Origin of the sequence: Sphingobium sp. D43FB (genome assembly GCF_002312805.1) — a bacterium.
Taxonomy (GTDB): Bacteria; Pseudomonadota; Alphaproteobacteria; order Sphingomonadales; family Sphingomonadaceae; genus Sphingobium.
In genome coordinates this window covers 150527-177217 of the sequence record NZ_NMUA01000002.1, presented here as the reverse complement: position 1 = coordinate 177217, position 26691 = coordinate 150527, and the positions used below count along the sequence as shown (strand labels likewise).

25 protein-coding genes are annotated in these 26691 nt (G+C 63.3%); 12 read left to right on the top strand and 13 right to left on the bottom strand.

What is annotated here, in order from left to right:
* The first annotated feature begins 18 nt into the window (after positions 1-18).
* Entirely contained in the window at positions 19-357 is a 339-nt protein-coding gene (locus tag SxD43FB_RS02655) for a MerR family transcriptional regulator (RefSeq protein WP_096060862.1), read from the top strand.
* Here SxD43FB_RS02655 and SxD43FB_RS02650 read toward each other — a convergent pair.
* The 4 genes from SxD43FB_RS02650 to SxD43FB_RS02635 are packed head-to-tail and all read right to left on the bottom strand — an operon-like array spanning position 352 to position 4577.
* Entirely contained in the window at positions 352-873 is a 522-nt protein-coding gene (locus SxD43FB_RS02650) for a GNAT family N-acetyltransferase (RefSeq protein WP_096060861.1), read from the bottom strand. The genes SxD43FB_RS02655 and SxD43FB_RS02650 overlap by 6 nt on opposite strands.
* Positions 870-1412 (bottom strand): histidine phosphatase family protein, encoded by a 543-nt coding sequence (locus SxD43FB_RS02645; RefSeq protein ID WP_037472246.1) that lies wholly within the window; start codon positions 1410-1412, stop codon positions 870-872. Before SxD43FB_RS02645 ends, SxD43FB_RS02650 begins: the two co-directional genes overlap by 4 nt.
* Complete coding sequence (locus tag SxD43FB_RS02640) at positions 1409-4162, bottom strand: ATP-dependent DNA helicase (RefSeq protein ID WP_096060860.1); 2754 nt, start codon at positions 4160-4162, stop codon at positions 1409-1411. The genes SxD43FB_RS02645 and SxD43FB_RS02640 overlap by 4 nt, the downstream gene beginning before the upstream one ends.
* A 52-nt stretch (positions 4163-4214) precedes the next feature.
* Positions 4215-4577, bottom strand: coding sequence for a PilZ domain-containing protein (locus SxD43FB_RS02635; RefSeq protein WP_037472688.1), 363 nt, complete (start codon positions 4575-4577; stop codon positions 4215-4217).
* Positions 4578-4704: 127 nt separating this feature from the next.
* Between SxD43FB_RS02635 and SxD43FB_RS02630 the strand changes: the two genes are divergently transcribed.
* Positions 4705-6300, top strand: a complete 1596-nt coding sequence (locus SxD43FB_RS02630) for a lysine--tRNA ligase (RefSeq protein WP_069065915.1) — start codon at positions 4705-4707, stop codon at positions 6298-6300.
* Between the two features lie 194 nt (positions 6301-6494).
* Here SxD43FB_RS02630 and SxD43FB_RS02625 read toward each other — a convergent pair whose 3' ends face one another.
* From SxD43FB_RS02625 to SxD43FB_RS02615, 3 genes are all read right to left on the bottom strand, one after another.
* Complete coding sequence (locus SxD43FB_RS02625; protein ID WP_096060859.1) at positions 6495-6965, bottom strand: RcnB family protein; 471 nt, start codon at positions 6963-6965, stop codon at positions 6495-6497.
* A gap of 146 nt (positions 6966-7111) precedes the next feature.
* Positions 7112-7792 carry a 2OG-Fe(II) oxygenase gene (locus SxD43FB_RS02620; protein WP_096060858.1) on the bottom strand — a complete coding sequence of 227 codons (681 nt, stop codon included), beginning with the start codon at positions 7790-7792 and terminating at the stop codon, positions 7112-7114.
* A gap of 102 nt (positions 7793-7894) precedes the next feature.
* On the bottom strand, positions 7895-8869 hold the full coding sequence (locus tag SxD43FB_RS02615; RefSeq protein WP_255245581.1) for an RcnB family protein: 975 nt from the start codon (positions 8867-8869) through the stop codon (positions 7895-7897).
* A 228-nt stretch (positions 8870-9097) separates the two neighbouring features.
* Here SxD43FB_RS02615 and SxD43FB_RS02610 point away from each other — a divergent pair, with 228 nt between their 5' ends.
* Both SxD43FB_RS02610 and SxD43FB_RS02605 read left to right on the top strand, forming a co-directional pair.
* Complete coding sequence (locus SxD43FB_RS02610) at positions 9098-9637, top strand: biliverdin-producing heme oxygenase (RefSeq protein WP_096060857.1); 540 nt, start codon at positions 9098-9100, stop codon at positions 9635-9637.
* Positions 9630-12191, top strand: coding sequence for an HWE histidine kinase domain-containing protein (locus tag SxD43FB_RS02605; protein WP_096060856.1), 2562 nt, complete (start codon positions 9630-9632; stop codon positions 12189-12191). The genes SxD43FB_RS02610 and SxD43FB_RS02605 overlap by 8 nt, the downstream gene beginning before the upstream one ends.
* A gap of 4 nt (positions 12192-12195) precedes the next feature.
* On the opposite strand, the gene SxD43FB_RS02600 is transcribed toward SxD43FB_RS02605, so the two are convergent.
* The 3 genes from SxD43FB_RS02600 to SxD43FB_RS02590 are packed head-to-tail and all read right to left on the bottom strand — an operon-like array spanning position 12196 to position 14451.
* Entirely contained in the window at positions 12196-12732 is a 537-nt protein-coding gene (locus SxD43FB_RS02600) for a (2Fe-2S)-binding protein (RefSeq protein ID WP_037474766.1), read from the bottom strand.
* The gene (locus SxD43FB_RS02595; RefSeq protein ID WP_037474768.1) at positions 12729-13220 is read right to left on the bottom strand and encodes a DUF2721 domain-containing protein; all 492 of its coding nucleotides are present in this window, start codon (positions 13218-13220) and stop codon (positions 12729-12731) included. The genes SxD43FB_RS02600 and SxD43FB_RS02595 overlap by 4 nt, the downstream gene beginning before the upstream one ends.
* 22 nt (positions 13221-13242) lie before the next feature.
* A complete protein-coding gene (locus SxD43FB_RS02590; protein WP_037474771.1) occupies positions 13243-14451 on the bottom strand; it encodes an LL-diaminopimelate aminotransferase in 1209 nt (402 codons plus the stop codon).
* A 143-nt stretch (positions 14452-14594) separates the two neighbouring features.
* Between SxD43FB_RS02590 and phaC the strand changes: the two genes are divergently transcribed.
* The 6 genes from phaC to SxD43FB_RS02560 all read left to right on the top strand — a co-directional run bounded on the left by phaC (position 14595) and on the right by SxD43FB_RS02560 (position 21909).
* Positions 14595-16334 carry a class I poly(R)-hydroxyalkanoic acid synthase gene (gene phaC / locus SxD43FB_RS02585; protein ID WP_096060855.1) on the top strand — a complete coding sequence of 580 codons (1740 nt, stop codon included), beginning with the start codon at positions 14595-14597 and terminating at the stop codon, positions 16332-16334.
* Between the two features lie 139 nt (positions 16335-16473).
* Positions 16474-17382 (top strand): phasin family protein, encoded by a 909-nt coding sequence (locus SxD43FB_RS02580; RefSeq protein WP_096060997.1) that lies wholly within the window; start codon positions 16474-16476, stop codon positions 17380-17382.
* A 119-nt stretch (positions 17383-17501) separates the two neighbouring features.
* Complete coding sequence (gene clpS, locus SxD43FB_RS02575; RefSeq protein ID WP_096060854.1) at positions 17502-17912, top strand: ATP-dependent Clp protease adapter ClpS; 411 nt, start codon at positions 17502-17504, stop codon at positions 17910-17912.
* A gap of 135 nt (positions 17913-18047) precedes the next feature.
* Positions 18048-19547, top strand: a complete 1500-nt coding sequence (locus SxD43FB_RS02570; RefSeq protein WP_096060996.1) for a catalase — start codon at positions 18048-18050, stop codon at positions 19545-19547.
* A gap of 128 nt (positions 19548-19675) precedes the next feature.
* Entirely contained in the window at positions 19676-21457 is a 1782-nt protein-coding gene (locus SxD43FB_RS02565; RefSeq protein ID WP_096060853.1) for a sensor domain-containing diguanylate cyclase, read from the top strand.
* A 74-nt stretch (positions 21458-21531) separates the two neighbouring features.
* Positions 21532-21909, top strand: coding sequence for a MerC domain-containing protein (locus SxD43FB_RS02560; protein ID WP_037478159.1), 378 nt, complete (start codon positions 21532-21534; stop codon positions 21907-21909).
* A gap of 19 nt (positions 21910-21928) precedes the next feature.
* Here the strand turns inward: SxD43FB_RS02560 and glpX are convergent, their stop codons facing one another.
* A complete protein-coding gene (glpX, locus tag SxD43FB_RS02555) occupies positions 21929-22912 on the bottom strand; it encodes a class II fructose-bisphosphatase (protein ID WP_037478160.1) in 984 nt (327 codons plus the stop codon).
* 107 nt (positions 22913-23019) lie between these two features.
* On the opposite strand from glpX, the gene SxD43FB_RS02550 reads away from it, so the two are divergent.
* Positions 23020-23463 (top strand): hypothetical protein, encoded by a 444-nt coding sequence (locus SxD43FB_RS02550; RefSeq protein ID WP_096060852.1) that lies wholly within the window; start codon positions 23020-23022, stop codon positions 23461-23463.
* 7 nt (positions 23464-23470) lie between these two features.
* Here the strand turns inward: SxD43FB_RS02550 and SxD43FB_RS02545 are convergent, their stop codons facing one another.
* A complete protein-coding gene (locus tag SxD43FB_RS02545) occupies positions 23471-24775 on the bottom strand; it encodes a homoserine dehydrogenase (RefSeq protein WP_096060995.1) in 1305 nt (434 codons plus the stop codon).
* Positions 24776-24863: 88 nt separating this feature from the next.
* Positions 24864-25640 (bottom strand): hypothetical protein, encoded by a 777-nt coding sequence (locus tag SxD43FB_RS02540; protein WP_096060851.1) that lies wholly within the window; start codon positions 25638-25640, stop codon positions 24864-24866.
* 350 nt (positions 25641-25990) lie between these two features.
* Here SxD43FB_RS02540 and SxD43FB_RS02535 point away from each other — a divergent pair, with 350 nt between their 5' ends.
* Complete coding sequence (locus tag SxD43FB_RS02535) at positions 25991-26653, top strand: energy transducer TonB (protein ID WP_069065925.1); 663 nt, start codon at positions 25991-25993, stop codon at positions 26651-26653.
* Positions 26654-26691 lie beyond the last annotated feature (38 nt).

Genomic DNA, 26691 nt, shown 5'->3' with positions numbered 1-26691 from the left:
GGGTGCAACATCGCTGTCATGAAAAAGACGGAGGGGGCATTTCTGACCATCGGCGAACTGGCCGGTGAACTGGGTCTGGCCCAGCATATCTTGCGCTATTGGGAAACGCGGTTTCCGCAGTTGCGACCGCTGCAACGTTCCGGCAATCGGCGCTATTACCGCCCCGCCGACGTCGATCTCGCCCGCCGCATTCACCATCTGCTCAACGTGGAGGGCTTCACCGTCAAGGGTGCGCAAAAGGCGCTGGAGGATGGCAATGGTGCTGCTCCTCCGGTTTCGCCGCCGCAGGCCGAAGAAGACCTGCTGACGCGTCTCGAAACCATCCGTGCTACGCTGGCGCGTGCGATCGCTTTATAGCGTTCGCGCATAGATGAGGTCGCGGAACGGCACGTCCCCGACCATGAAGGTCAATTCGCCGATCTCGCCAAAGCCATGTCGCGCATAGAAGCGACGTGCGCGTTCGTTCTGCGGATAGACGGCAAGTAGCAATCGGCGCGCCCCGCGCCGCTGCGCTTCTTCGACCACCAGCGCCATGATCGCATCGCCATGCCCGCCACCCTGCCAGCCATGCAGCAGGTAGACGCGCTTCAATTCCACGTCACGCGCCGGGTCGGTGGCTATCGGCAGGTCGGGCGGGGTGATCATCGCATAGCCCACCGCCGCGCCCAGCGGAGTTTCGCCGATCAGTACCGTCTGCGCCGGATCGGCGAGCGCTGATGCATAATAGGCCTCGCCATGCGCGGTGCGGATATGGGCGGTCAGCGCCGCGCCCGGATGATCATGGGCAAAGCTTGTGAGGAAAGTCGCGCCGCCCAAGATGGAGAGGGCAGGGGCGTCGCGTGCCTCCGCCCGGCGCCACGTGATCGGCGTCACCGCGAACTTGGCCCCAATGCGGGGTCGAGGTCGCGCGGTCGGGTGAAGCTGGCTAGTGTTGCGACACCTTCTTTTGCCTGCGACCAGCGGTCGATGGCGAGGTCAAGCACTGCTATGCTGGCGGTCGGGAACTTCGCCTCCACATTCTCGCGCAAGTCATTGTTGCCGTCATCCGGGACGAGGTCGAGGATCAACTCCTCCAGCCCCGGATTATGTCCTGCCATCAAAACGCTGTCGGCCTTGTCGGGCAGGTCGCGGACGACGTCGAACAGGATGGGGGAGGAGGCGAGGTAGATGCGCCGGTCCCAATGCGCGTCGAGTATCTGACCATAGCCCGTGAAGAAGACGTCCAGCGTCTCCACGACCCGCACAGCAGGCGAGGCGACCAGCATGTCGAACTGCATGGCGCGGCGCGCGGCGAACTGGCCCATCAATATGGCAGCCTTTTCGCCCCGGCGGTTCAGCGGCCGGTCGAAATCCCGAGCCACCGGATCGTCCCAGTCCGACTTGGCGTGGCGCAACAGGGTCAGCCGTTTCATTCTGTCTCCTGGGGGGGCATGCCGGATTCGGCCCCCTGATGCCCCAAAGCGGCGGCTTCGCCAAGCGTTTGCGCGCGCGCACTGGCGTTGACCGCCAGGATCGCTTCGTCCAGCGTCAGGCGACGGATGGGCGTTCCCGGCGGGAAGGCGCTCAATAGTCGGCTGGGCATGGCGGCCGACAGGATCACGAAACTGCCCCTGTCCTCGGCCCGGCGGATCAGCCGTCCGAACGCCTGCGCCAGCCGCGCGCGGATCAGCCGGTCGTCATAGGCATTGCCGCCGCCAGCCAGTCGCCGCGCCGCGTGCAGCACTGTAGGCTTGGACCAGGGTACCCCCTCCATCACCACCAGCCGCAGCGAATGGCCCGGTACGTCCACACCATCGCGCAAGGCATCGGTGCCGAGCAGCGAGGCGCGCGGATCGTCGCGGAAGATATCGACCAGCGTGCCGGTGTCGATCGGGTCGACATGCTGCGCGTAAAGCGGAAGGCCCGCGCGCGCCAGCCGGTCGGCAATGCGCGCGTGGACGCCGCGCAGCCGCCGGATCGCGGTGAACAGCCCCAGCGTGCCGCCGCTCGCCGCCTCGATCAAGCGGCCATAGGCACCGGAGAGCCCGGCGATGTCGCCCCGTTTGATGTCGGTGACGATCAAGACTTCGGCGCGCCCCGGATAGTCGAAGGGGCTGGCTGCCTCGAACCGCTCGGCACCATGGGGCAGGTGGACTGCGCCGCTGCGCCCCTCCGCATTGCTCCATTCGCCGCCGCCTTTGAGAGTCGCGCTGGTGACGATCACCCCCTGCGCCGGTTTCAGCACAGCTTCGGCGAGCGGACGGCTGGGGTCGAGCCAGTGGCGGTGGATGCCGATGTCGAACTCGCGCCCCTCGATCCTGTCGACGGCCAGCCAGTCGACATAGTCGGGGTCCGCCGGGCCGCCGATGCGCGTGAGTAGCGCTAGCCAGGCCGCGATCAGGTCGCGCCGCCAGCCGAGCGATGCCACTGCGCCCTCGATCCGCGCCCGCGCCGCGCTGTCCAGCCAGTCGGGCGCATCCTCTATCACCGCTTCCAGCCGCCGCCCCAGCCGCACCAATGGCTTGATGAGCGCGTCGAGCGCCAGCGCCGCTTCCTGTGCCGCCTCGACCAGTGCGCCGTCCGGTTCGGCCAGCTCGGTTTCCATGCCATAGCCTGCATCCGCCTCGCCCGTATCGGCGGCGCGGGCGTAGACGGTGGCGCGTACCGCGGTCAGCAAGGCTTCCAGCCCCCCGAACGGTTCGCCTGCGACGACGCGCTTGAGCCATTCGTCAGCGGGCAGCGCCTGCGCTGCGTCGATCGCTGCGCGGATCGCTTGTCCGCCTTCCTCGTCATAGCTGGCAAGATCGGACAGGCGCGCCGCCAGCCCGCGCCGCCGCCCGCGCGATCCGCCCTCCGGCCCCATGATCCAGCGGCGCAGCTCGATCGCTTCTTGCCCCGACAGCGCGACTGAAAAGGTCGAATCGGCGGCATCGAATAGATGATGGCCCTCGTCGAAGATGATTCGCTGTGGTCGCTGGCCGGTTTCCCGCCCGCGCGCGGCGTTGATCATGACCAGCGCATGATTGGCGATAACGATGTCCGCATCCGCGCTCGCCCGCGACGACCGCTCGATGAAGCATTTGCGATAATGGGGGCAGCCGGCATAGATGCACTCGCCCCGCCGGTCGGTCAGCGCGGTCGATCCATTGCGCCGGAACAGCGTTGGCAACCAGCCGGGCAGGTCGCCGCCGACCATGTCGCCATCCTTGCTGAACGCTGCCCAGCGCGCGACCAGTTGTGCCAATATCGCCGCGCGGCCGGTAAAGCCGCCCTGTAGCGCGTCTTCCAGATTGAGCAGGCAAAGATAATTTTCCCGCCCCTTGCGCACCACCACCCGCTTCGCCGCAATGGCGGGGTCGGGAAAGAGGCGCAGCGATTCGCGATCGAGTTGGCGCTGCAGCGCCTTGGTATAGGTCGACACCCACACCGTCCCCTGCGCCTGTCCCGCCCAGAGCGAGGCGGGGGCGAGATAGCCCAGCGTCTTGCCGATGCCGGTGCCTGCTTCGGCGAGCAGCATATTGGGTTGGTCGCGATGGCGACGCGGCAGGAAGGCAGCGCTGGCGGCGGCGGCATAAGCGCGCTGACCAGGACGCGGTTCGGCTCCTGCACCGGTCAGTGCGTCGAGCCGGGCCAGCACCTGTCCTTCATCCAGCGCGATCGTGCGCGGGGCGGGGCGGGGCTGCGCCTCCTCCCATTCGGGCAATTTGGAAAAGAGCCAGCGTTCGGCTTCCTTGGGCTTGGCGATGCGCGGCGCGACCAGCGGTGCCCAGGTCCAGCGCAACCGGTGCAGCGATTGCGCTGCGGTCCAGCCGCCTTCGCGCTCGGTCCAGTCGGTCGATCCCAGCCGATCGAGCATCACTTGTGCCGCTTGTTGCAGCAGGCCGGGAATGTCGCCTTCGCTGGCCGGAACCGCCAAATTGAGCGCCGCCGCCAGCCCCTTGGGTGTGGGCACCAGAAAGCGGGCGGGGTGGAGAAAAGCCCATAATTCCAGCAGGTCGAGGCCGTTCAATTCGGGATAGCCGAGCCGCTGGCCGGTCAAAGGTGCATTGAGCAGCAGCACGGGGGTTTCGGCCGCGCGGGCGATCGCTCGTCCCTTGGCGAGCCCCTGCGTGCGGCCGCTATCGCGCAACCAGATGCCGCCATGGCTGGCGTGAAGGGCGGGAAGGTCGGCGGGGTCGATCACCTGCCCGGCTTAGGCGAACAGGAACAAAAGGAAAACCTGTTTTGGTTGGCTTTCAGCCTGTACGGCGGCCAAATCCGCCACCCCCCATGCCCATGGATTGCGGGCGTGGTTGAAAGGGGAGTGGCGCACGGCGGGCTGCCTTTACCGCTTCTAGCTTTTCGAACAGCGGCCCCTCGGTCAATTCGTAGGGAAAGCGAATGCCCATCCGGTCCTCTTCGGACCAGCGAACGGTGCCGAACACGCTATAGCCATCCAAGTCGAGCTGGCACTGGGATTTCGGGGGGAGCGTGCAGCCAACGACCTGGGCACCGCCTTCGCTCAAGTCGACGATCACGCCGCGCAAGCTGTCGAGCACCGTCGTGACGACGATGGGGATCTCGACGGAGATGCGCTCACGGCTGCGCTTGATCTGCATATCGCCTCCAATCACCGCAGCCATTATCAACATTCAAGGTTAATGAAAGGCAAAGACGGCCAATTCCTAACGGGGATTGTCAGCAAAAGCCGTTCCCTTTCGCGGGGCGGGGCGGTAGAGGCCGGGCATGACCGTATCCGACACGCTCCGTACCGCCGCGCAGGCGGCCAAGGCCTGGCCCTATGAAGAAGCGCGCAAGCTGCTCAAACGCTATCCGCCCCATGGGCCGGACGGCGGCGTTCCGGCCAAGGGACATATCCTGTTCGAAACCGGCTATGGTCCATCGGGCCTGCCGCATATCGGTACGTTCAACGAAGTGCTGCGCACCACCATGGTCCGCAATGCTTGGCATGCGCTGTCGGATGTGCCGACCCGGCTGATCGCGTTCAGCGACGATATGGACGGGCTGCGCAAGGTGCCCGACAATGTGCCCAACCAGGCGATGTTGACGCAGCATCTGGGCAAGCCGCTGACACAGGTGCCCGATCCGTTCGAAAAGTTCGAAAGTTTCGCGCACCACAATAATGCGATGCTGCGGGAGTTTCTGGACCGTTTCGGATTCGATTATGAATTCGTGTCCGCCACCGACCGGTATCAGGCGGGTGCGTTCGACGATGCGCTCAAAAATGTCCTGCGCCATTATCAGGCCATCATGGACATCATGCTGCCGACCCTGCGCAAGGAACGGCAGGCAACTTATTCGCCGGTGCTGCCGATCAGCCCCAAGAGCGGCATCGTCCTGCAGGTGCCGGTCGAGGTGATCGACGCCGACGCTGGCCTCATCCGTTTCGAGGATGAGGGCGAGATGATCGAACAATCGATCCTGTCCGGGGCAGCCAAGCTGCAATGGAAGGTCGACTGGGCGATGCGCTGGGTCGCGCTGGGCGTCGATTATGAGATGGCGGGCAAGGATCTGATCGATTCGGTGACCCAATCGTCCAAAATCTGCCGCGCGCTCGGCGCACGGCCGCCCGAAGGCTTCAATTACGAGATGTTCCTCGACGAAAAGGGCGAGAAAATCTCCAAGTCTAAGGGCAATGGCCTCAGCCTTGAACAATGGCTGACCTATGGTCCGCAGGAAAGCCTGGCTTTCTATGCCTATCGCGAGCCGAAGAAGGCGAAGCAGTTGCACATGGGCGTCATCCCGCGCGCGGTCGATGAATATTGGCAGTTTCGCGGCAATTATGCCAACCAGGCGATCGAGCAGCAGCTCGGCAACCCGGTCCATCATGTGCATGATGGCAAGCTGCCGGACGGCACGCTGCCAGTGACTTTCGGCCTGTTGCTGAACCTTGTCGGCGTGATGGGGGATGCCAGCCGCGATCAGGTTTGGGCCTATCTCAAAAATTACGTCGCTGATGCCAATGCGGAAACCTACCCGGAATTGGACGCGCTGATCGGCCATGCTCTGGCCTATCATCGCGATTTCGTGGCCCCCACGCTGCAACGTCGCGCGCCCGACGAGCATGAGGCGGCGGCTCTGCGCAGGCTGGATGCGGAACTTGCCGCGCTGCCGGAAGGCGCATCGGCCGAGGATATCCAGAATATCGTCTATGCCATCGGCAAGGACGAGGCGTTCGGTTTCGCTGAACTGCGCGACTGGTTCAAAGCGCTCTACCAGACGCTGCTCGGCGCGGATCAGGGGCCGCGCATGGGCAGCTTTATCGCGCTTTACGGCATCGCCAACAGCCGCGCTCTGATTGCGGAAGCGCTGGCGGCGTAAAGGCAGCGCTTCGCGCTGGAACATTTGCCCGGACAAGCCGTTTGCGGGTCAGTCCACCCCCCTTTCGGACTGATGGCGCGCCCTGCGTGCCATCGGCCGCGCCTGCCCGGCAACGGGCAGCGCGGCCAAGGGATGAAACCAGAGAAACGGCCCCAACGCTTGTGCGTTGGGGCCGTTCTCCTGTCGGCGGACTCTTACCAGAAGAAGCCGCGATGCACCTGGATCACGCGACCATTGCGCACATTCACCAGCATCACATCGTTATAATGCCGGACCCAGCGCTGGTTCATGCCCGGACGGGGCAGGCGATAGCGATAGGGGTCGCTGATATAATAGCGCGAGTTGTAATAGGCCGGGCGAAGCTGCGCGCCTGCATTCCACTGATTGTAGCGGAAGGGGGCGCGCCAGTTGCCGGCGCGATAGACGCTGCGATGGCTGCGGCGATAGTCGCGCCAGTCTTCGCGTACTTCGCGGCGCGCCTCGCGCACGTCGCGTCGTTCATCGCGCACATCGCGGCGGTCGCCATAGCGCTGCGCCTGGCGCAGATCGCGCTGCTCTTCGCGCAGTTCGCGCTGGCTTTGGCGGACTTCGCGGGCGGACTGCGCCGATCCAACGCTCGGCGCAACCGTTGCGGCCAGCAGGCCCAGGATGATCAGTTTACGCATATCTCGTCTCCATTGTGTCTGGCGGCTCAACCGAGAGGAAAAGGTCCGGTTCCGCTGCCAACACACAGAGATATGCCGCTCCGCGGCTGAACGATGCGCGAATGCGTCTGTCAGTTTTCAGTCATTTATGTCGCAAATTGTAACTGTCATCCCGTGCCCCAGCGATGCTCGCGAAACCATTTGGTCACGACATATTTGGTGCCAGCTTCCACGGGACGCGCGGCGTGCAGGCTCATGGCGTTGGGCGCGCCTGTCCGGTCCATATTGTCCCATGCCAGCAACATGCCCTCAACCGGCGGCACCATGAATTCGCAATGCGGGAAATGCGTCTCGCCGCCCGCTTCCACGTCCGACAGATAGATCATGGCGGTCCAACTACGCTGTCCGCCGCTCTTGCGCATCCGCTGCCAATAATCGGCGGTGACCGGAAAATAGTCGCAATGAACCTTATATTCCTGCCCCGCCGCATAGCGCTGGCCTTGCAAGGTTTCGCCATGATCGGCGGGCAAGCCGGTCAAGGCGCAGATCCGATCGCTGACCGTTCGGACCAAGTCGTCGAAGGGGTCGAGATTACAGCTATGGCTGGTGCGATAGTCCGCATTCGCGCTGCCCGAAAACAATGTCGATGGCTGCGCGCCTGCGTCGATGATCGCGCGGAGACCCGCACATTCCGCGCTGCTCAGAAAACCGTGGCGTCCGAAGATGTCGATCCGGTCGCTGTCGATGCGGCTGACCATCGGGTTGCGCTCCAGCCGAGCGCGCACGCCCGCACCGATCTGTGCGCGCGCAGGGGAGGCAATGCCGCCATCATCCACTATGTCCGTCATTGGGGCTTCCTGCCACAGACCGCAGGCGCATGAAAAGACCCCGAAGCGTTGCCGCTCCGGGGTCAGGGGTTCCTGAAGGCCAGTTCAGGAAGTATCGTCACGTCACCAGAAGAACCCGTGGATCACATCGACGACATAGCCATCGCGAACATCCACCAGCATGGCGTCGTCATAATAGCGGACCCAGCGCAGCGTGCCGTAGGCAGGCGGCAGGCGATAGGCATAGGGATCGTTCAGCCAATAATTATTGGCATAGAGCAGGCTGGACAGGGTGATCCCGACCGAAAAGCGACGATAGCCATAGTCCCACCCACGCGGGGCATAATAGCGGCCCATGCGGAATTGGTTGCCATTGCGGCTGCGATAGCTGTTCCAGTCATAGCGCCGATCCTGCCGCCAGCCATTGTCCCAGCGCCTCTGGTTGCTCCAGCGCGCGCGATCGTCATAGCGGCGGCCATTGTTCCAATTATTGTTGCCGACGCCCGCTACCCAGCCACGGTTATTGTTCCACCGCTGGTCGTCGCGCCGATCGTCCCTGCGGTCGTCGCGCCGATCCTGTCGATCATCACGGCGATCGTCGCGTCGATCATTACGCCAGTCCTGCCGTCCATCCCGGCGGTCTGCGCGGACATCCCGGCGATCGTCTCGCCGTTCCTCGCGTCGGTCCTGCCATCCGTCGCGTTGGCCAGGTGTGGTCACGACCCGGTTGGGCAGGTTGCGATCAGGCGTGGCGCGCACGCGCGGGTCGGCACGGCGCTGATCGCGCATGTCGGGGCGATAGGGTGCCATCCCGACGGCGGGCCTTGGTGCCTGGGCCGGACGCTGTATCTGTGGTTGCCCTTGCGCGCTTACATTCCCGCGCTGCTGCCAGCGGTAGGATTGCTCGCCTTGCGGCCGAACCATGCGATTGCCCCGCTGTTCGCCCGCACCACGATCAGGCCGTTGCATCCGCTCGCTGCGATTGCCACGGTCGCGCGGCTCACTTTGTGCATAGGCAGGCGCGATGCCGCTCAGCAATGTCGCGCTCATCAACCCCGCCAGCATCATCTTCCTGAACATGGTTCGGACTTTCTTCATGCGGGCACACATTGCGCCCTGATGGTGTACGACTATGCCATTCGGCGTGTCGCAAGTCTGAACCCGTTCGTCAGCCATTTGAAAGCATTGGACGATGGTGAACATGGACTATGGTTCATCTTGCGATCATGATAAATATCGCGTGCCCGATGTTCGATATGTGCTGTGCAAGCATAAAAGCTGATCCAGATCAGTGCAGCGGTCACGAACTCGCTATAGGACTGCGCCGTGAAAAAATCCCCCCATGTTGGCGCAATCCGCCTGGCCTTGCGCGACGCAACGACAGACAATCATCGACAGGTCGATGCGTTGTTTGCTGATCATGCGATGGATTCGCCCGACAGCTATCGCCGCTTTCTGACGGCCCATGCCCGCGCTTTGGGTGCGCTGGAGCCGGTTGCACGGCCGTCGGTGCCCCGCCTGCCGCTGTTGGCGTCCGACATCGCGGCACTGGGACAGGCCATGCCCGCGCCCCTGCCGCTGGAGGATCGTGCCAGCGAGGGCTATCGCTGGGGGCTGCTCTACGCGCTCGAAGGCTCGCGGCTTGGCGGTGCCATGTTGGCGCGCAAGGTCGCACCCGATCTGCCCACTGCCTATCTCTCGGCGGTCCATGGCAAGGGCGAATGGATTGCCTTCCAGCACGCGCTCGATAGCGCTGGTGCGGAAGGCGGCGAAGGCTGGCTGGACGACGCCGTGCAGGGTGCCCAGGCGGCCTTCGCCCTCTTCTCGCAAGCGGGCACGGCAGAGCGAGCGGCTGCGCATGGCTGATGTCGACGGAGCGACTGGCTTCGCCGTCGACCTTACCAATTGCGATCGCGAGCCGATCCATGTCCTTGGCACGATCCAGCCGTTCGGTTTTCTGATCGCGCTGACTGCCGACTGGCTGGTGTCGCGCGTATCGGCCAATAGTGCCGCCTTCATCGGCCATGAACCCGAAGCCTTGCTCGGCCAGCCGATCAGTGCGGTCTTTTCCGCCGATGCGATCCATATGCTGCGCAACCGCATCACCCTGCTGCGCGGTCCCGATTCGGTCGAGCGTATCTTCTCTCTGGCGCTGATGGACGGTGGCCCGGCGTTCGACATCGCCGTGCATTTTTCCGGGCAGTTGGTTGTGATCGAGGGCGAACCCGCTTCCCATGACGAGATGGAGGCAAGCAGCATCGTCCGCTCGATGGTCTCCCGGCTGGCGCAGGTGGAGGGCATGGCCCCGTTCCTGCGCGATGGCGCGCGGCAGGTGCGGGCGCTGACCGGTTTCGACCGGGTCATGGTCTATCGCTTTGCGGAGGGCGGCGACGGCGAGGTGGTCGCCGAAGCGCTGCGCTCTGGTGTCGATAGTTTTTATGGCCTCCATTACCCCGCATCGGATATTCCGGTGCAGGCCCGCGCCCTCTATCTGCGCAATATCTTCCGCGTGATCGCCGATGTGAAGGCCGTGCCGGTTCCGGTGGTGCCTGCGCTCGATCCCACCGGAGCGGCGCTCGACATGTCGCTGTGCCTCACCCGCGCCGTGTCGCCGATCCACATCGAATATCTCGGCAATATGGGGGTGGGGGCATCGCTCTCCATCTCGATCATCGTCGAAGGCAAATTATGGGGGCTGTTTGCCTGCCACCATTATGCGCCCCGCCTGCCGACTTTCGCGCAGCGCAGCGCGGCCGAATTGTTCGGCCAGATCTTCTCGATGATGCTCGAAAGTCGCGAGCGTGCCGAAACGGCCACCTATGAGGGCAAAGCGCGGCAGGTGGCCGACCGGTTGATGGCTGCCGTCGCGCAGGATCATGACCTGCTGTCCAATGCCCGCTGGCTTGGCGACATCATTTTCGACACGATTCCGGCCGATGGCGTGGGCATCTATATCGACGGGCAGATGACCTTTTCCGGCCTGACGCCCGATCCTGCGGCCTTCTCGGCCATCGTCACGATGCTCAATCGCGTGGCGGCCAGCCAAATCTATACCACGGACAATCTTTCTGCGGTGCTGCCGGGTGCGGCCGATTATGCCGACCGCGCAGCCGGACTGCTGGCGATCCCGCTGTCGCGTCGTCCGCGCGATTATGTCGTGCTGTTCCGGGCCGAACAGCTGCGCTCGGTGCGCTGGGCCGGGCAGCAGGACAAGCATATCGAATATGGCCCCAACGGCCCGCGCCTGACCCCGCGCAAGAGCTTCGAAAGCTGGTCGCAGCTGGTCAAGGGCGTAGCGCTGCCCTTTGCCCCTGCCGAATTGCGTGTGGCAGAAGCGCTGCGCACCGCCCTGCTCGAAGTCGTTCTGCGCCTCTCCGATTCGGCGGATCAGGAACGGCAGCGCGCCAACGAGAAGCAGGAATTGCTGATCGCGGAACTCAATCACCGTGTCCGCAACATCCTTTCGCTGATCCGCGGCCTGTTGTCGCAGACCCGTGATAGTGCGGCGACGGTCGAGGAATTTATCGGTACGCTCGAAAGCCGCGTCCATGCGCTTGCGCGGGCGCATGATCAGATCACCGCTGATCGCTGGAGCCCTGCGCGCCTGTACGACCTCATAGAGGTGGAAGCAGGCGCCTATCTGGGCGAGCGCCGCGACCGGGTGCAATTGTCCGGTCCTAATGTGTTGCTGACGCCCGGCTGTTTCACCGTCATGGCGCTGGTCATCCATGAAATGCTGACCAATGCCGCCAAATATGGTGCGCTGTCGGACAGCGGCACCGTGACGATCGACTGGCGCGTGGACGAGGATGGCAGCCTGCTGCTGGACTGGACTGAAAGCGGTGGCCCCGCCGTGGTCGCGCCGACGCGCCGGGGTTTCGGCTCGACCGTCATCGAACGCTCCATCCCCTATGATCTGGAGGGACATGCCGAAATCAACTACCGGCTGGCCGGGATCCAAGCGCATTTCTGCATTCCCTCGCGGCATATCGTCTCGGTCCTGCCCGAAGCCGTGTCGCGGGATCGGGCAAAGCCGGCAACAGCCGTGACGCCCGGCCTGCTGCGTGGCCGCAACGTCCTGCTGGTCGAGGATAATATGATCATCGCCATGGATGGCGAGGATGCGCTGCGCGATCTGGGGGCCGACGTCTCGACCGTCGCCAGCGTCGGTCGCGCCCAGGAAGCGATCATGGTCCAGTCGATCGACCTGGCGGTGTTGGACTTCAATCTCGGCCACGAAACCAGCCTGCCGGTGGCGGACCTGCTGACACAGAAGGGCATCCCCTTCCTCTTTGCCACCGGCTATGGCGACGGACTGGAATTGCCCGAACGGTTCGCGCATATCGTGCTGGTCAAGAAACCCTATTCGGGCACGACGCTCGCTCAGGCCTTGGGACCGATGATCGCGCCGTCCGACTAAGCAGTCAGGGTTTTCCGAGCGCTGGCACCGTCTTCGAAGCATTTTCCGGGGTGATGCCGGGCGGCGGCGCGGCGGCAACCCGTTCTTCCCCGCGCATGATTCGTCCCGCCCTTTTGATCGCGCCACGCAACCGGGGATAGATGCCGCATCGGCAGATATTGGTGATCGCGGCGTCGATATCCTCATCGCTGGGGTCATTGCTCCGGCGCAGCAGCACCGACGCGGCCATGATCATGCCGGGAATGCAATAGCCGCATTGCGATACATTGTCGGCGGCGAACGCTTGTTGCAGCGGATGGCCGCGATCGGGCGACAGCGCCTCGATCGTCGTGACGAACCGCCCTTCGGTCTTGCCGATCGTGACCTGGCAGGACCGGACCGCTTCGCCGTCGATGTCCACCGTGCAGGCACCGCAATCGCCGGTGCCGCAGCCATATTTGGTGCCGGTCAGGTTCGACGCATCGCGCAACGCCCAAAGCAGCGGCGTTTCCGGGTCCATGCGATATTGTACGGGCCGGTCATTGACGGTGAAGCGGGTCATGCCGCGTTTTCTTCCTCCGCCTCGGCCTTGTGATAGAGGACTTCGTTGCGGATATGGATGGTGCGAGCGGCCAGCCGGATTTCCTGAATGAAGGTGCCGAATGCCGCTGCCTGCAACAGCATCGCCAGAATGAACAGGATGGCAATCGCCGTGCCGAGATGGGCATCGACCAGTTCGGAGGCGAACAGCAGGATCACGACCAGGCAGATGGCGCAACCCGACGCCACGCACAGGAAAATCGCGCCGTTGACCACGCTCATCCGCCGGTCGAGTACACGAATTTCGCCGACCAACCGGTCATGTTCCTCGCCACGCGACACCATCACGGCCTTTTCGACGACCCGCGCCCGATCAATGACGCGCGCCAGACGCGCGGCGCAAACGTTGAGGAATGCGCCGATCCCGGCGAGCAGAAACACAGGTGCCACGGCCAGCTGGATCGTCTGGGCGACCTGCGAAACCTGGGGCAGGGAAATAAAGCCGCTCATCACGCTCCTGTTCGCCTGTTGATCAGGCTGCGCCCTTAGCGGGCGTGTTGATACCCATCGACTGGAGATATTTCTTCACGTTGCGCGCGGCCTGCCGCAACCGCTGCTCATTCTCCACCAGGGCGATGCGGACATAGCCTTCGCCATCCTCGCCATAACCCACGCCTGGCGCGACCGCGACCTTGGCATGGGTGAGCAATTGCTTGGAAAATTCGAGGCTCCCCATCTCTTTGAGCGCAGGCGGCAGCGGTGCCCAGGCGAACATGGAGGCGGGCGGGGCAGGGATGTCCCATCCGGCGCGGCCGAAACTTTCCACCAGCACGTCGCGGCGCTTGTGATAAAGCTCGCGGTTCTTTGCGACGATATCCTGCGGCCCGTTGAGCGCTGCGCAAGCCGCTGCCTGAATCGGTGTGAACGCGCCATAGTCCAAATAGGATTTCACCCGGCTCATCGCCGCTATCAACTGTTTGTTGCCGACCGCAAAGCCGATCCGCCAGCCCGCCATGGAATAGGTTTTGCTGAGCGAGGTGAACTCGACTGCGATGTCCTTCGCGCCCGGCACCTGCAGGATCGAGGGCGTCGGTTTGCCGTCATAATAAAGTTCGGAATAGGCAAGGTCGGACAAGATCCAGACCTTATTCTCCTTCGCCCAGGCAACGAGCCGCTCGTAAAAGGCCAAGTCCACCGTCTCGGCGGTCGGGTTGGACGGATAATTGACGACCAGGATCGACGGGCGCGGCACGGTGAAGGCCATCGCCCGGTCGAGCGAGCGAAAATAATTCTCATCCGGCGTGGTCGGCACCGACCGGATCGTAGCGCCCGCCAGGATGAAGCCGAACATATGGATCGGATAGCTAGGGTTGGGGGCCAGTACGACATCGCCCGGCGCGGTGATCGCGGTGGCGAGGCTCGCCAGCCCTTCCTTCGACCCCATGGTCACGACGACTTCGGTTTCCGGGTCGACATCGACGCCGAAGCGGCGACCATAATAATTGGCCTGTGCCTTGCGAAGGCCGGGAATGCCCTTGGACTGGGAATAGCCATGGGCGTCGGGCTTGCGCACCACCTCGATCAACTTGTCGATGACATGCGGCGGCGGCGGCAGGTCGGGATTGCCCATGCCAAGGTCGATAATATCCTCCCCCGCCGCGCGTGCCGCCGCCCGCATCGCATTGACTTCGGCGATGACATAAGGGGGCAGGCGCTTCATGCGGTAGAATTCTTCGGACATTATAGGGGCTTTCCTGAAAGCTCTCGGTAGGGAATAGTGCGGCGCACGCCGTTGTCGCGTCACAATCTGGCTATAACCGGCCAGCCTGCGCCACGCCAGAAAAAGCGGCGCGATGAATTGATGCCAGGAAGAGGAGAGTGGCCATGGATAAAGCTGATGTCATGGAGCCGCATCTGCCGACGCTGGACCAGATGCAGCAATGGACGCATGCGATCGGTCGCGCCCAGCAATTGATGCTGGAGCAGGCGGCAGGCGCGTCGGGCATGACGCTGCCTTTCGATCCGCAAACCGTGGCGCGCATTCAATCGAGCTTTGCCGACGAAGGGCTGGCAATGTGGCAACGCTTCATCGATTCGGGCGGCATGTGGCGAGATGAACCAGCCCCCGTTCCGGCCGACAGCCCCGCCGCGCGCAAGGACCGCCGCTTCGCCGACCCGGCCTGGACGCAAAATCCCTTCTACGACATCATCCGGCAGAGCTATCTGCTGGTATCGGACTATATGACCCAATTGGCCGATGCGGTGGATGGCGTGGACCCCAAGCAGAAGGCCAAGCTGCGCTTTGCGACCGGGGGCATGCTCGATGCGCTGTCGCCCTCCAACTTTCCGCTGACCAATCCGGCGGTTGTCCAGAAGACGATCGAAAGCGGCGGCGAGAATCTGGTCAAGGGCCTGCAGCATATGCTAGCCGACATGGAAAAGGGGCAACTGACCCACACCGACGGCACCCAGTTCGAACTGGGCCGCAATATCGCCGCGACGCCGGGCAAGGTCATCCATGAAACCCCGCTCTACCAATTGATCCATTATGCGCCATCGACGGACACGGTGCTGGAGACCCCGCTGATCATTTTCCCGCCGTGGATCAACCGTTTCTATATTCTCGACCTGTCCCCACAAAAAAGCTTCGTCAAATGGGCCGTGGATCAGGGGATCAGCGTCTTCCTGGTGTCGTGGAAATCCGCCGATGCCTCGATGAAGGATCTGACCTGGGACGATTATATCCTGCGCGGCCAAGTCGATGCGATCGACACGGTGCGAGGCCTGCTCAAGGTCAAGAGCGTCCATACGATCGGCTATTGCGTGGCGGGCACCACGTTGGCGGCGACGCTGGCGCTGCTGGCGGCACGGGGCGAGGCGGACAAGGTGGCGAGCGCGACTTTCTTCACCGCCCAGGTCGATTTCAGCAAGGCAGGCGACCTGACCCTGTTCGTGGACGATGAACAGATGAAGCTGGTGGACAAATTATCGACCGGCGGTTTCCTTGACGGGCGCTACATGGCGCTGACCTTCAACCTCCTGCGCGGGCGCGACCTGATCTGGAACTATGTCGTCAATAACTATCTGTTGGGGCAGGATTATCCGCCGTTCGACCTGCTCTACTGGAATGGCGACACCACCAACCTGCCCGCGCGCTGGCATCGCGACTATCTGACCCAGCTCTATCGCGACAATCTGTTGGTGACCCCCGGCGCAATCAGTGTCGATGGCACGCCGATCGACCTCAAGACGGTGCAGACGCCCGCTTATGTTCAGGCTGGCAAGGAAGATCATATCGCGCCGCTGGAAAGCGTCTGGAAGCTGACTGAAAATCTGTCCGGCCCGATCCGCTTCGTGCTGGCAGGATCCGGGCATATTGCTGGCGTCATCAATCCGCCTGCCGCCAACAAATATCAATATTGGGTCTGCGACGAGGCCCAGCCGACGCTCGACGCCTTCGTCGCGCAGGCCAAGGAAACCAAAGGAAGCTGGTGGCCGGACTGGCGCGGCTGGCTCGAAACGATCGATTCGCGCACCGTCGCGGTCAAGGGCGCGCGCCAGCCAGGCAAGGGGCGGCTCAAGGCGATCGAAGATGCGCCAGGGCGCTATGTGAAAGGCGAATAAGCACGCCCTTCACCACGCTGCGGCGAGCCGTTCGCGGTATGCGACAGGCCGCAGATGGCACTTTTGTTGCACTGCACAATAAATCTTGCAATTTCTTATTCGCAGGCTTATTGTGCAGTGCAACAAACGGAGGATGGTCATGGCTGTTACCCCAAAGACCGGACGCAATGCCCAGCCCGGTAAACGCGACTCGGCGACATTATCGGCAAGCGAAGCATTGAAAGCGGCTGAGGCGGCGATCGAGCCTGCACCGGCCGTTCGGAAACCTGCCCCGCGCAAGGCGGCATCGAGCGTTCCGGCGATGGACGCCAATCCATCGGCTAAATCGGTCCCCGCAATGGACGCCAATCCGTCCGCCAAATCCGTGCCTGCGATGGATGCCAATCCATCCGCCAAATCGGTGAAGGCAACAGATGCCAGTCCCGCGGCGATCGTCGCTGCAACGACGGCCGTCGATGCCATGCCCGAACCCGATACGGAAGTGGCCGCTGAGGCGGCCCCCGAAGCTGAGACACCAAAGAGCCTCGACGAAAAGGCCAAGACGACCGCAACCCTGCCGCTGCCGGCAACAGAAGGAACGAAGATCATGAACGACGTGATGGAAACCGGAAAGAAGTTCGCCGAGGACACCAAGGCCAAGCTCGAAACCGCCTATGCCGACATGAATGAAAAGGCGAAGGCCAGCGTCGAGAAGTCGACCAAGGCGATCGAAGAAATGAGCGACATCGCCAAGGGCAATGTCGAAGCCATGGTCGAATCGAGCAAGATCGCTGCCAAGGCCATGGAAACGATGAGCCAGGAAGCCGTCGACTACAGCCGCAAGAATTTCGAGAAGGCTACCGCCGCCCTCAAGAGCTTCGCGACCGTCAAGACGCCGACCGAATTCTTCCAGCTGCAGAGCCAGATGTTCTCCAGCAGCTTCGACGAATTCACCAAGGAAGCCGCGAAGAACAGCGAAGCGATGATGAAGGTTGCTGGCGACATCGCCCAGCCGCTGACCGCGCGCGTGACGCTCGTCACCGACAAGGTGAAGTCGCTGGCCGCTTAAGCGCCCGCGCTTTCCTGCCTGTAGTTGAAAGGGCGCTCTTCCCCGATGGGAAGGGCGCCCCTTTGCGTTAACGCTGAAATCCGCTCTGCTGCACCGTCCTGCCCCATCGGCCCCTTGCCATGGCCGGACAAATCGCCATATTCTGCAGCATCATGAACAGCATCACCTCAGCCTATGCCGACCCTGCGACAATGGCGGGTCAGGACCAGGACGACCAAGGCGAAGGCCCTGGCGGCCCCAGCGTCGGCATCGCGACCCGCACCCGTACGCGCACCAAAAAGCCTTCGCTTTACAAGGTGCTGATGCTCAACGACGATTACACCCCGATGGAATTCGTCGTCCACGTTCTCCAGCATTTCTTCCGCATGGACATGGAGCAGGCGACCCGCGTCATGCTGCACGTCCATCAACGCGGCGTCGGCGTATGCGGCATTTTCAGCTACGAAGTTGCAGAGACCAAGGTCAACCAGGTGATGGATTTCGCCCGGCAGAACCAGCATCCGTTGCAATGCACGCTGGAGAAAGCCTGACCATTCGGGTGCATGGCTAAAAGCGCATAGCGCTTTTGTTGATCGGTAAAATCGATCATCGAGCGCGGTATATACTGTTTTGTCGAAATGCCATTCGGGCCTATTCTCCCCTCATCCAAGATGAGGAGAATGATGATGGCCGACAAGCCGACCATGACCACCAGCGCGGGTGCGCCGATCGCCGACAATCAAAATAGCCTGTCTGCAGGGCCGCGCGGCCCCTTGCTGCTGCAGGACTATCAATTGATCGAGAAGCTGGCCCACCAGAATCGCGAACGGGTGCCGGAGCGAGTCGTGCATGCCAAGGGGTGGGGCGCGCATGGCGTGTTGACGATCACCGGTGACATTTCCAAATATACCAAGGCCAAGGTGCTACAACCCGGCGCGCAGACGCCGATGATCCTGCGCTGCTCCACCGTGGCGGGCGAAGCGGGCGCCGCCGACGCTGAACGCGACGTGCGCGGCTTTGCGCTGAAATTCTATACGCCCGAAGGCAATTGGGATCTGGTCGGTAACAATACGCCGGTCTTCTTCGTGCGCGATCCGCTGAAATTCCCCGACTTCATCCACACGCAAAAGCGTCATCCCCGCACGAACTTGCGGTCACCCACCGCGATGTGGGATTTCTGGTCGTTATCGCCCGAATCGCTGCACCAGGTGACGATCCTGATGTCCGACCGTGGTCTGCCCACCGACATACGGCACATTAACGGCTATGGCAGCCACACCTTTGCGCTGATCAACGATGCAGGCGAGCGCTTCTGGGTGAAATTCCATTTCAAGACGATGCAGGGTCACCGTCATTGGACCAATGAGGAAGCGGCACAAGTCGTCGGCCGCACCCGCGAATCCACGCAGGAGGATCTGTTCGAGGCGATCGAGACCGGCAATTTCCCCAAATGGAAGATGCAGGTCCAGATCATGCCGGAAGCGGACGCCGACAAGACGTCCTACAACCCGTTCGACCTGACGAAGGTTTGGCCCCATGCGGACTATCCGCCGATCGACATCGGCGTGATGGAGTTGAACCGCAACCCCGACAATTATTTCGCGGAAATCGAACAGGCGGCGTTCAGCCCGTCCAACATCGTGCCGGGTATCGGCTTTTCGCCCGACAAGATGCTCCAGGCGCGTATCTTCGCCTATGCCGACGCCCATCGCCATCGCATCGGCACCCATTATGAAGCGTTGCCGATCAATGCGCCGCACTGTCCGGTGAACCATTATCACAAGGATGGGGCGATGCGTTTCTTCCCCAACAATCCCAATCCGGCGGCCTATTATGAGCCGAACAGCTTTGGCGGGCCGGTCGAGGATCATCGCTTCGACGAGCCGCCGCTCAAAATATCGGGCGACGCCGATCGGTGGAACCACCGCGAGGGCAATGATGATTTCGTCCAGCCTCGCGCGCTGTTCAACTTGTTCGACGAAGGGCAAAAGGCCCGCCTGTTTGCCAATATCGCCGCGGCCATGGGCGACATCCCCGACTTCATCGAAGAGCGTCAGTGCAAGCTGTTCGATCAAGTCCACCCCGACTATGGCGCAGGCGTGCGATCGGCACGTGCGGCGATCAAGGACCGCAACCCGTCCATCTCCGCTCCCACCGATCAGACCCTGGCCGACGCATCCGCCTGACAGCCGGTCTGATAGCGCCCGTCCAGTCTTCCCCCGGTGTTTGCGCGCCGGGGGTTTTCTTTGACTTTTGTTGGACAAAAGGAGCCGTGAGCAAATTTTAACGATATCGCTCTATCCCAGGTTGGAACATGCAACGTTCCACTTCTCGACTATCCCGCGCCTTGCTTTCGCTGGTTCTGACCGGCAGCCTTTACTTTGTCGCGGCGACTTTTGCTTTGCTATTGTCGCGCTTCGAGGGCGGTCTGGCGTTCATCTGGGGTGCGAACGCCTATGTGATGGCCAAGCTGCTGACCACGCGGGTCCGGCGCTGGCCCCCCATCATTCTGACCTGCGCCATAGCGAGCGCCCTTTCTACCAGCCTGTTCGGCATGGGGCCGCTGGCGGCGATCCCAATGGCGGTCATCAACATGGCCGAAGCGTTGATCGTGGCGTTGATCTGCCGTCATTTCCTGTCGGATCGGCCGACGATCGGCGCCACCCGGCCGTTGATGATCTTCATCCTGGCTTTGTGCGCAGTGGCCGACGTCATCACGGGCATCCCGGCGGCGGCGGTCGCGTCGTTGTTGACGCCGGTGTCGTTCGGCGCGTCGTGGGTCCAATGGTATACCGGCCATGCGCTGGGCGGGCTGATCTGCGCGCCGATATTGGTGATGCTGATGCAAGGCGAGTTGCGCCGCTGGCGGCGGGACAAGTCGAGGGCGGAAAAGATCGAGGCCGTCCTCATCTTGGCGCTGTTCACCCTGATCATCGTCCATATCTTTTACTGGGCGCGGTATCCGATGCTGTTCGCGCCGCTCCTGCCGCTCGTCCTGATCGCCTTTCGCGTCGGACATATGGGTGCCGCGGCCTCGATCGTGATCCTGGCGCTGGTCGGTGGCACGGCCACGCTGTCGGGCGGGGGGCCGTTGACGATCGTGTCCGCCGATATGGGCGCGCGCATCCAGGCGTTCCAATTCTATCTGGCGCTCAGTTTCCTGCTGTCGATGCCGGTCGCCGCCGAATTGAACGGACGCCGGCGCTTGTTCCAACTGTTGCGGGAAAGCGAAGCACGTTACCGGGCGATCGCCGAACATAGCGGCGACGTGGTGCTGAACATCGGCGTCACCGGCATAATCGACTATGCTTCGCCCTCGGCCTTCGAACAGGTCGGTTGCGCCCCGGAATTGCTGATCGGCCAATCCGCCGCCGATCTGGTCGATCCGCAGGATCGGCCACAGGTGATCGCCGCCCATCGTCGCGCCCTGATGCGCCCTGGGTCGATCCACACGGTCGAGTTCCGGCCGCTCCTGTCGATCGGTGCCATGGAATGGTGCGAAATGGTCACACGCGCGGTGGTCGACGAACGGGGGCAGCCCAGCGGCGTCATCAGCACGATCCGCGACATGTCCCGCCACAAGGCGCGGCAGCGCGCGCTGCAACAAGTCGCAGCCCGCGATTCGCTGACGGGGGCGGATAGTCGCCGCGCCTTCCTCGAAAAGCTGGAAGCCGAGATATTGCGGACCCGGCATGGCGTCCGGTCCAGCCTGCTGCTGATCGACATCGACCATTTCAAGGCGGTCAACGACGTTCATGGTCATGGTGTCGGCGATGAAGTGCTGACCGCCTTTGTCGATCGGTTGACGCCGGGGCTTTCTGCCCAGGACAGTATAGGCCGGTTGGGCGGCGAGGAGTTCGCGATATTGCTGCCGGACAGCGACATCGATCGGGCAAGTCTGCTCTGCGAACGTCTGCGCGCGCTATTGCTCGATCCGATCCCGGTGTCCTGTGGCAAACATATCGGCATCACCTTTAGCGCGGGCCTGGTCGAACTGGATGACACGTCCACGCGATCGGCGATGCTCGAAGCGGCGGATAAGGCACTCTACCGCGCAAAACATAGCGGCCGGAACTGCCTGCGCCTCGCCGCCTGAACCGCCCGGCGAGCTTTCACAAAAAATGTCGATGTAATGTTGTAACCTACGCTGGCTTGGCCTATGTGGTGTCCATGTCCTCGACCCTTCGCCAATCCCTGTTGACCGGTCGCGTCGATCGCATTGCGATGGCGCTATCGGGGCTCTGCGTCGCGCATTGCTTCGTTACCGCCGTCGTGCTGGGCGTATTGGCCAGCGCCGGGGGCATTTTCGAAAGCCCGCTGTTCCATGAGGTCGGCCTGGTGCTGGCGATCCTGTTGGGCGCGATCGCGCTCGGCCATGGCGCGATGGTCCACCGGTTCATGATGCCCGCCGCGATCGGTTCGCTCGGCCTTGGCGTCATGGCGGGCGCGATGACGATGGATCATGGCTGGCAGGAAAGCATCTATACGCTGATTGGCGTTGCCATCCTCGCGCTCGGTCACGACCTCAATCACCGCGCCGGGCGCTAGGCTCGGCCATCGTCGCTCGTCAGAGCGGCTTATGGCTGTTGCGATGCTCGCCCTTCACCCATCGCACCGTTCCGGTGCTGGCGCGCATCACGACGCTTTCGGTGGTCAGCTTGCCGCCGGGCAGGCGCTTCACCCCGTCGAGCAGTGATCCGTCGGTGACGCCGGTGGCGGCGAAGATGCAATCGCCCTTGGCCAATTCCTTCAGGTCATAAATCTTGTCGAGGTCGGTGATGCCCCATTTGCGCGCGCGCTGCTTCTCATCCTCGTTGCGGAACAGCAGCCGACCCTTGAACTGACCCCCGACGCAGCGCAGCGCCGCGCAGGCCAGCACGCCTTCAGGTGCGCCACCTGACCCCATATAGAGGTCGATCGTCGTTTCCGGGTCGGTGGTGGCGATCACGCCTGCCACGTCGCCATCGGGGATCAGCATGATGCCGCACCCAATGGCGCGCAACTCCGCAATCAGTCGCTCGTGGCGCGGCCGATCAAGGACGCACACGATGATGTCGCTCGGCTCCACACCCTTGGCGGCGGCCACGGCTTCGACATTCTCCTTGGCCGACCGGTTGAGGTCGATGACGCCATCGGGATAGCCGGGGCCGACCGCCAGCTTGTCCATATAGACGTCGGGCGCATTGAGCAGTCCACCTTCCTCGGAAATGGCGAGGACAGCCAGCGCATTGGGTCCGGCCTTGGCAGTGATGGTGGTGCCTTCCAGCGGATCGAGCGCGATGTCGATTCGCGGACCTGTGCCGATCGCATTGCCGACCTTCTCGCCGATATAGAGCATCGGCGCTTCGTCGCGTTCGCCCTCACCGATGACGACGGTGCCGTCCATATAGAGGTCATTGAAGGCCAGGCGCATGGCTTCGACGGCGGCGGCATCGGCGGCCTTTTCATCGCCCCGGCCGATCAGTTTCGACGCGGCGATCGCGGCCGCTTCGGTGACGCGGACCATTTCGAGCACCAATACCCGATCAAGGGGCGAACTTGCCTGTACCATCGTCATTCCTCTGCCTTTTCTTATGGGGGCAGGCGATAGGCGGTCGCCCCAACCTTGTCGAGCAGCATGGCCATGATGCCGCCATGATCGCTTGCTCTTGTGAGCGCATGGTTCGCCTGACCCTCTTTGCAACCGTCCTTCTCGCAAGCCACCCAGGCACGGCGCTGGCGCGCGACACCGAATCGCTGATGGCGGCCTATCGCACCAAGACGCAGGTGATCCGGCGATGCGACCGTAGCGGGGACGCCATCGTCGTCTGCGGGGAGAGCCAGGCAGAGCGTAATGCGCGCGAGCGGCTCCCGCTCCCGCGAGAGGAGGCAGACAGCAACGCACCGATGCGTGGTGACACGCCCCGCGCCTCGGCCGCGCCGGTCAAGCAAGGCAGTTGTGGCGTATCGGGCGGGCAGGGGGCGGGTTGCGTCGGTGGCCTGTCCGTCTTGAAGGCGGCCGACATGATCGGCAAGAGCATCACGGCGATCGTCGACCCCGATGCCGACCTTGCCCCACCGCCCCCACTGCCCGATCGCTTCAAGGGCACGGGGCAACGGTGAGCGGCACTCAGTCGAGAATATGCATCACCATCGGGGTGCCGAGCAGACTGTCCGACCCGGCGAGCCGTTCGAGCGTGTCGCGGATGCAGCGTTCCTCGCCCGCATGGGTGACGATGGCGACCAGCACGCCGTCTTCCTGATGCGCGCCGCGCTGAATCATGCTTTCGATCGACACGCCCGCATCGCGCGTGGCGGCGGCGATCTCCGCCAGCACGCCGGGACGATCCTGCACCATGAAGCGCAGATAGGTGCGGCCGATGCGCGCGCCGGCGTCGGCGGTGTTCTGCGGCGTCAGGGCGGCGACCGGCATGGCGAAGGCATCGCCATATTCGTCGCGCGCCACGTCGATCAGGTCGGCCACCACCGCCGACGCGGTCGGCCCATCGCCCGCGCCACGCCCCTGGAAGAAGAGGCGCCCGACGAAATTCCCTTCGGCCACGACGGCGTTCAGCGACCCGTCCACATGCGCGAGCGGGTGGTCGAGCGGCACCAGCATCGGATGCACCCGCTGGAACAGCCCGTCCGCGCCATTCTGCGCCATGCCGACCAGACGGATGCGGAAGCCCAGCGCGGCGGCCTCGGCAATGTCGGCGGCGATGACGTCGCGGATGCCGGTGGTGGCGACCGCGTCGAAATCCAACTCCGTACCGAACGCCAGGCTCGCAAGTATGGTCAGCTTGTGCGCCGCATCTACGCCATCAATGTCGAAGCTGGGATCAGCCTCGGCATAGCCCAGTTCTTGTGCTTCCTTGAGAACCTCGTCGAAGCCCCGACCTTCCTTCTCCATCGTCGTCAGGATGTAATTGCAGGTGCCGTTGAGGATGCCGTAAACACGGCTGATCTCGTTGGCGGCAGCCCCTTCGCGCATCCCCTTGATGACCGGGATGCCGCCCGCGACCGCCGCTTCATATTTCAGGGCGATGCCGCCCTTTTCGGCAAGCCGGGCGAGGTCCAGTCCATGATGGGCCAGCATCGCCTTGTTCGCGGTGACGAACGGCTTGCCCGCAGTCAGGCACTGGCGCGCCAGGGTGAGGGCCGGGCCGTCCGATCCGCCGATCAATTCCACCACCACATCGACATCGTCGCGGGTGGCGAGGCTGTTCATATCGTCCACCCATTCATAGGGTGACAGGTCGACGCCGCGATCCTTGTTCCGGTCGCGCGCGGAAATGGCGACGATCTGGATCGGGCACCCCGCACGCCGGGCAATCAGGTCGCCATTGGTGTTGAGCAGCCGAATGACCCCGCCGCCCACCGTACCGAGACCGACGAGCGCGACGCGCAACGGGGCATGGCGGTGCAGATTGGTCATGGTGGCGTCACTTTCTTGGCGAAGATGATGAAAGCCGGGCTGATAGCCGCCCGCGCCCGGCGGTCCAAGCAAAAGCTGCCCTCCTCGATCATGGCGCTATGCGGGTCCGTCCGCATGGTCCCAGCGCTTCGATCACCAGGCGATAGTCGGCGCGCGCTGCCTCTGCGTCAGCCACGGCCAAGGTGCGGACCGCGCGGGCGGGGAGGACAGGGGGCAGGCTGCACGCAAGTCGATACCAGAGCAGCGTACCGGGCACTGGCGCGCGCGCCGCTTCATCGACGATTTCGCCGAGCGCGACGGCCCAGCGCGGCGGCTGCCCCGGACGACGCAGCACCGACAGCGATACCGGGTCACCATTTTCGGTCCGCAGGAAAATCTGCGTCTCGCCTTCGCCCGCCACCGTGCCCGCCACATGGAAGGCATCGCCCAGGCCTAATATGCGCGGCGGCGCATCGCGCGCGACCATAGACGACAGGAGGGACTTGACCCTGTCCACCATCACTGGCGTCGCTGCGATCTGCGCGTCGGGGGCGACCAACTGCACTTCGCCGGGGCGGGTCGCGGGACGGGCGAACAGGATGAACGACGCCTTCTTGAGCTTGGGCAGCTTGCCGCGGGCGTCCAATCGCGCGTCGTACAGGTAGGTTACAAGGGGGCTGATTCCCGCCTCGCCGCGAATCAAGCTCGTCACATCCGCCTCGATATAGAGCCGTTTATGCCCCGGCGGGACGCCTTGCGCCTGATCGGGCTTCAAAGTGATGATGTTGCGGATTCGCACAACCGCGACCATCGGGGCGGTATCGGCGAAGTCGGCGAGGTCTGCGTAGGACAGGCCCGTACCGGTTCCGGCCGGTTGCGCTACCATCGGCTGTTGTAGCGCTAAAGCTGGAAAAACGGGGATGTTTGCGGCCAAAATGAGGCATGGCGGCAGGAGGCGGCGGATCAGGGTGGCGGGTTTCATGGTCAGCTTCGTCCTGTGTTATTGGCCAGTGGCAAGGATGTCACAGGCAAGTCATTCCTATATGAAGTGGTAACCGCAAATGAACATATCGATAAAGCGTTTGCGTGCCGCGATGCACCGCGATAGGAGTTTGCGCGGTAGCAAATAGAAGGACAGGGGCCAAAGCTGACCGGGGGGAGCCCGGACGGTTGGGGTCGTTTTTGGCTGATTTGTAGAACCCATTGGTAAGATGAGTTAAGGAGTGTCGTTGCTGAATGGCCTATGCTGACCACTCGGAAGGATCGAGTCGCACGATATCGATCATCATCGTCGCCCTGATTCACGCTGTTCTTGGCTATGCCTTCGTCTCCGGCCTTGGCATGAAATATGTCAAACAAGCGGCAGAACAGCTGAACGTGATCGACGTGAAAGAGGAACCGCCACCACCGGACGAAGAGCCGCCACCGCCGCCGCCAGATCAGCCGATCGAGCCGCCGCCGGTAGTGGCTCCGCCGCCGATCGTGCAGACTCCGACCCCGGCGCCGCCGATTCAGACGGTTCGGACACCGCCTCCGGTGTTCAACCCCGTCCCGGTCGCAGCACCGCCCCCACCACCGGCTGCACCGCCGCCGCCGCCTCAGGCTGCAACGCGCGCTTCGCCGCGTGGGTCGCCAGGCAGCTGGCTCAGCGATGCCGACTATCCGAGCCGCGCACAGCGCGAAGAACGTTCGGGTACGGCTGGTTTCCGTCTGGAAATTGGCCCGGATGGTCGCGTGACCAACTGCACCATCACTTCATCGACCGGTCATTCCGATCTGGATGAAGCGACCTGCCGCCTGCTGCCGCGTCGCGCACGCTTCAAGCCGGCCAAGGGTTCCGATGGCAGGGATATGTCCGACACGTACAACGGTCGTATTACTTGGCGTTTGCCGGAATAATTCAGAACGGAAGGGCGGGCGCACCGCGCCGCCTTTCC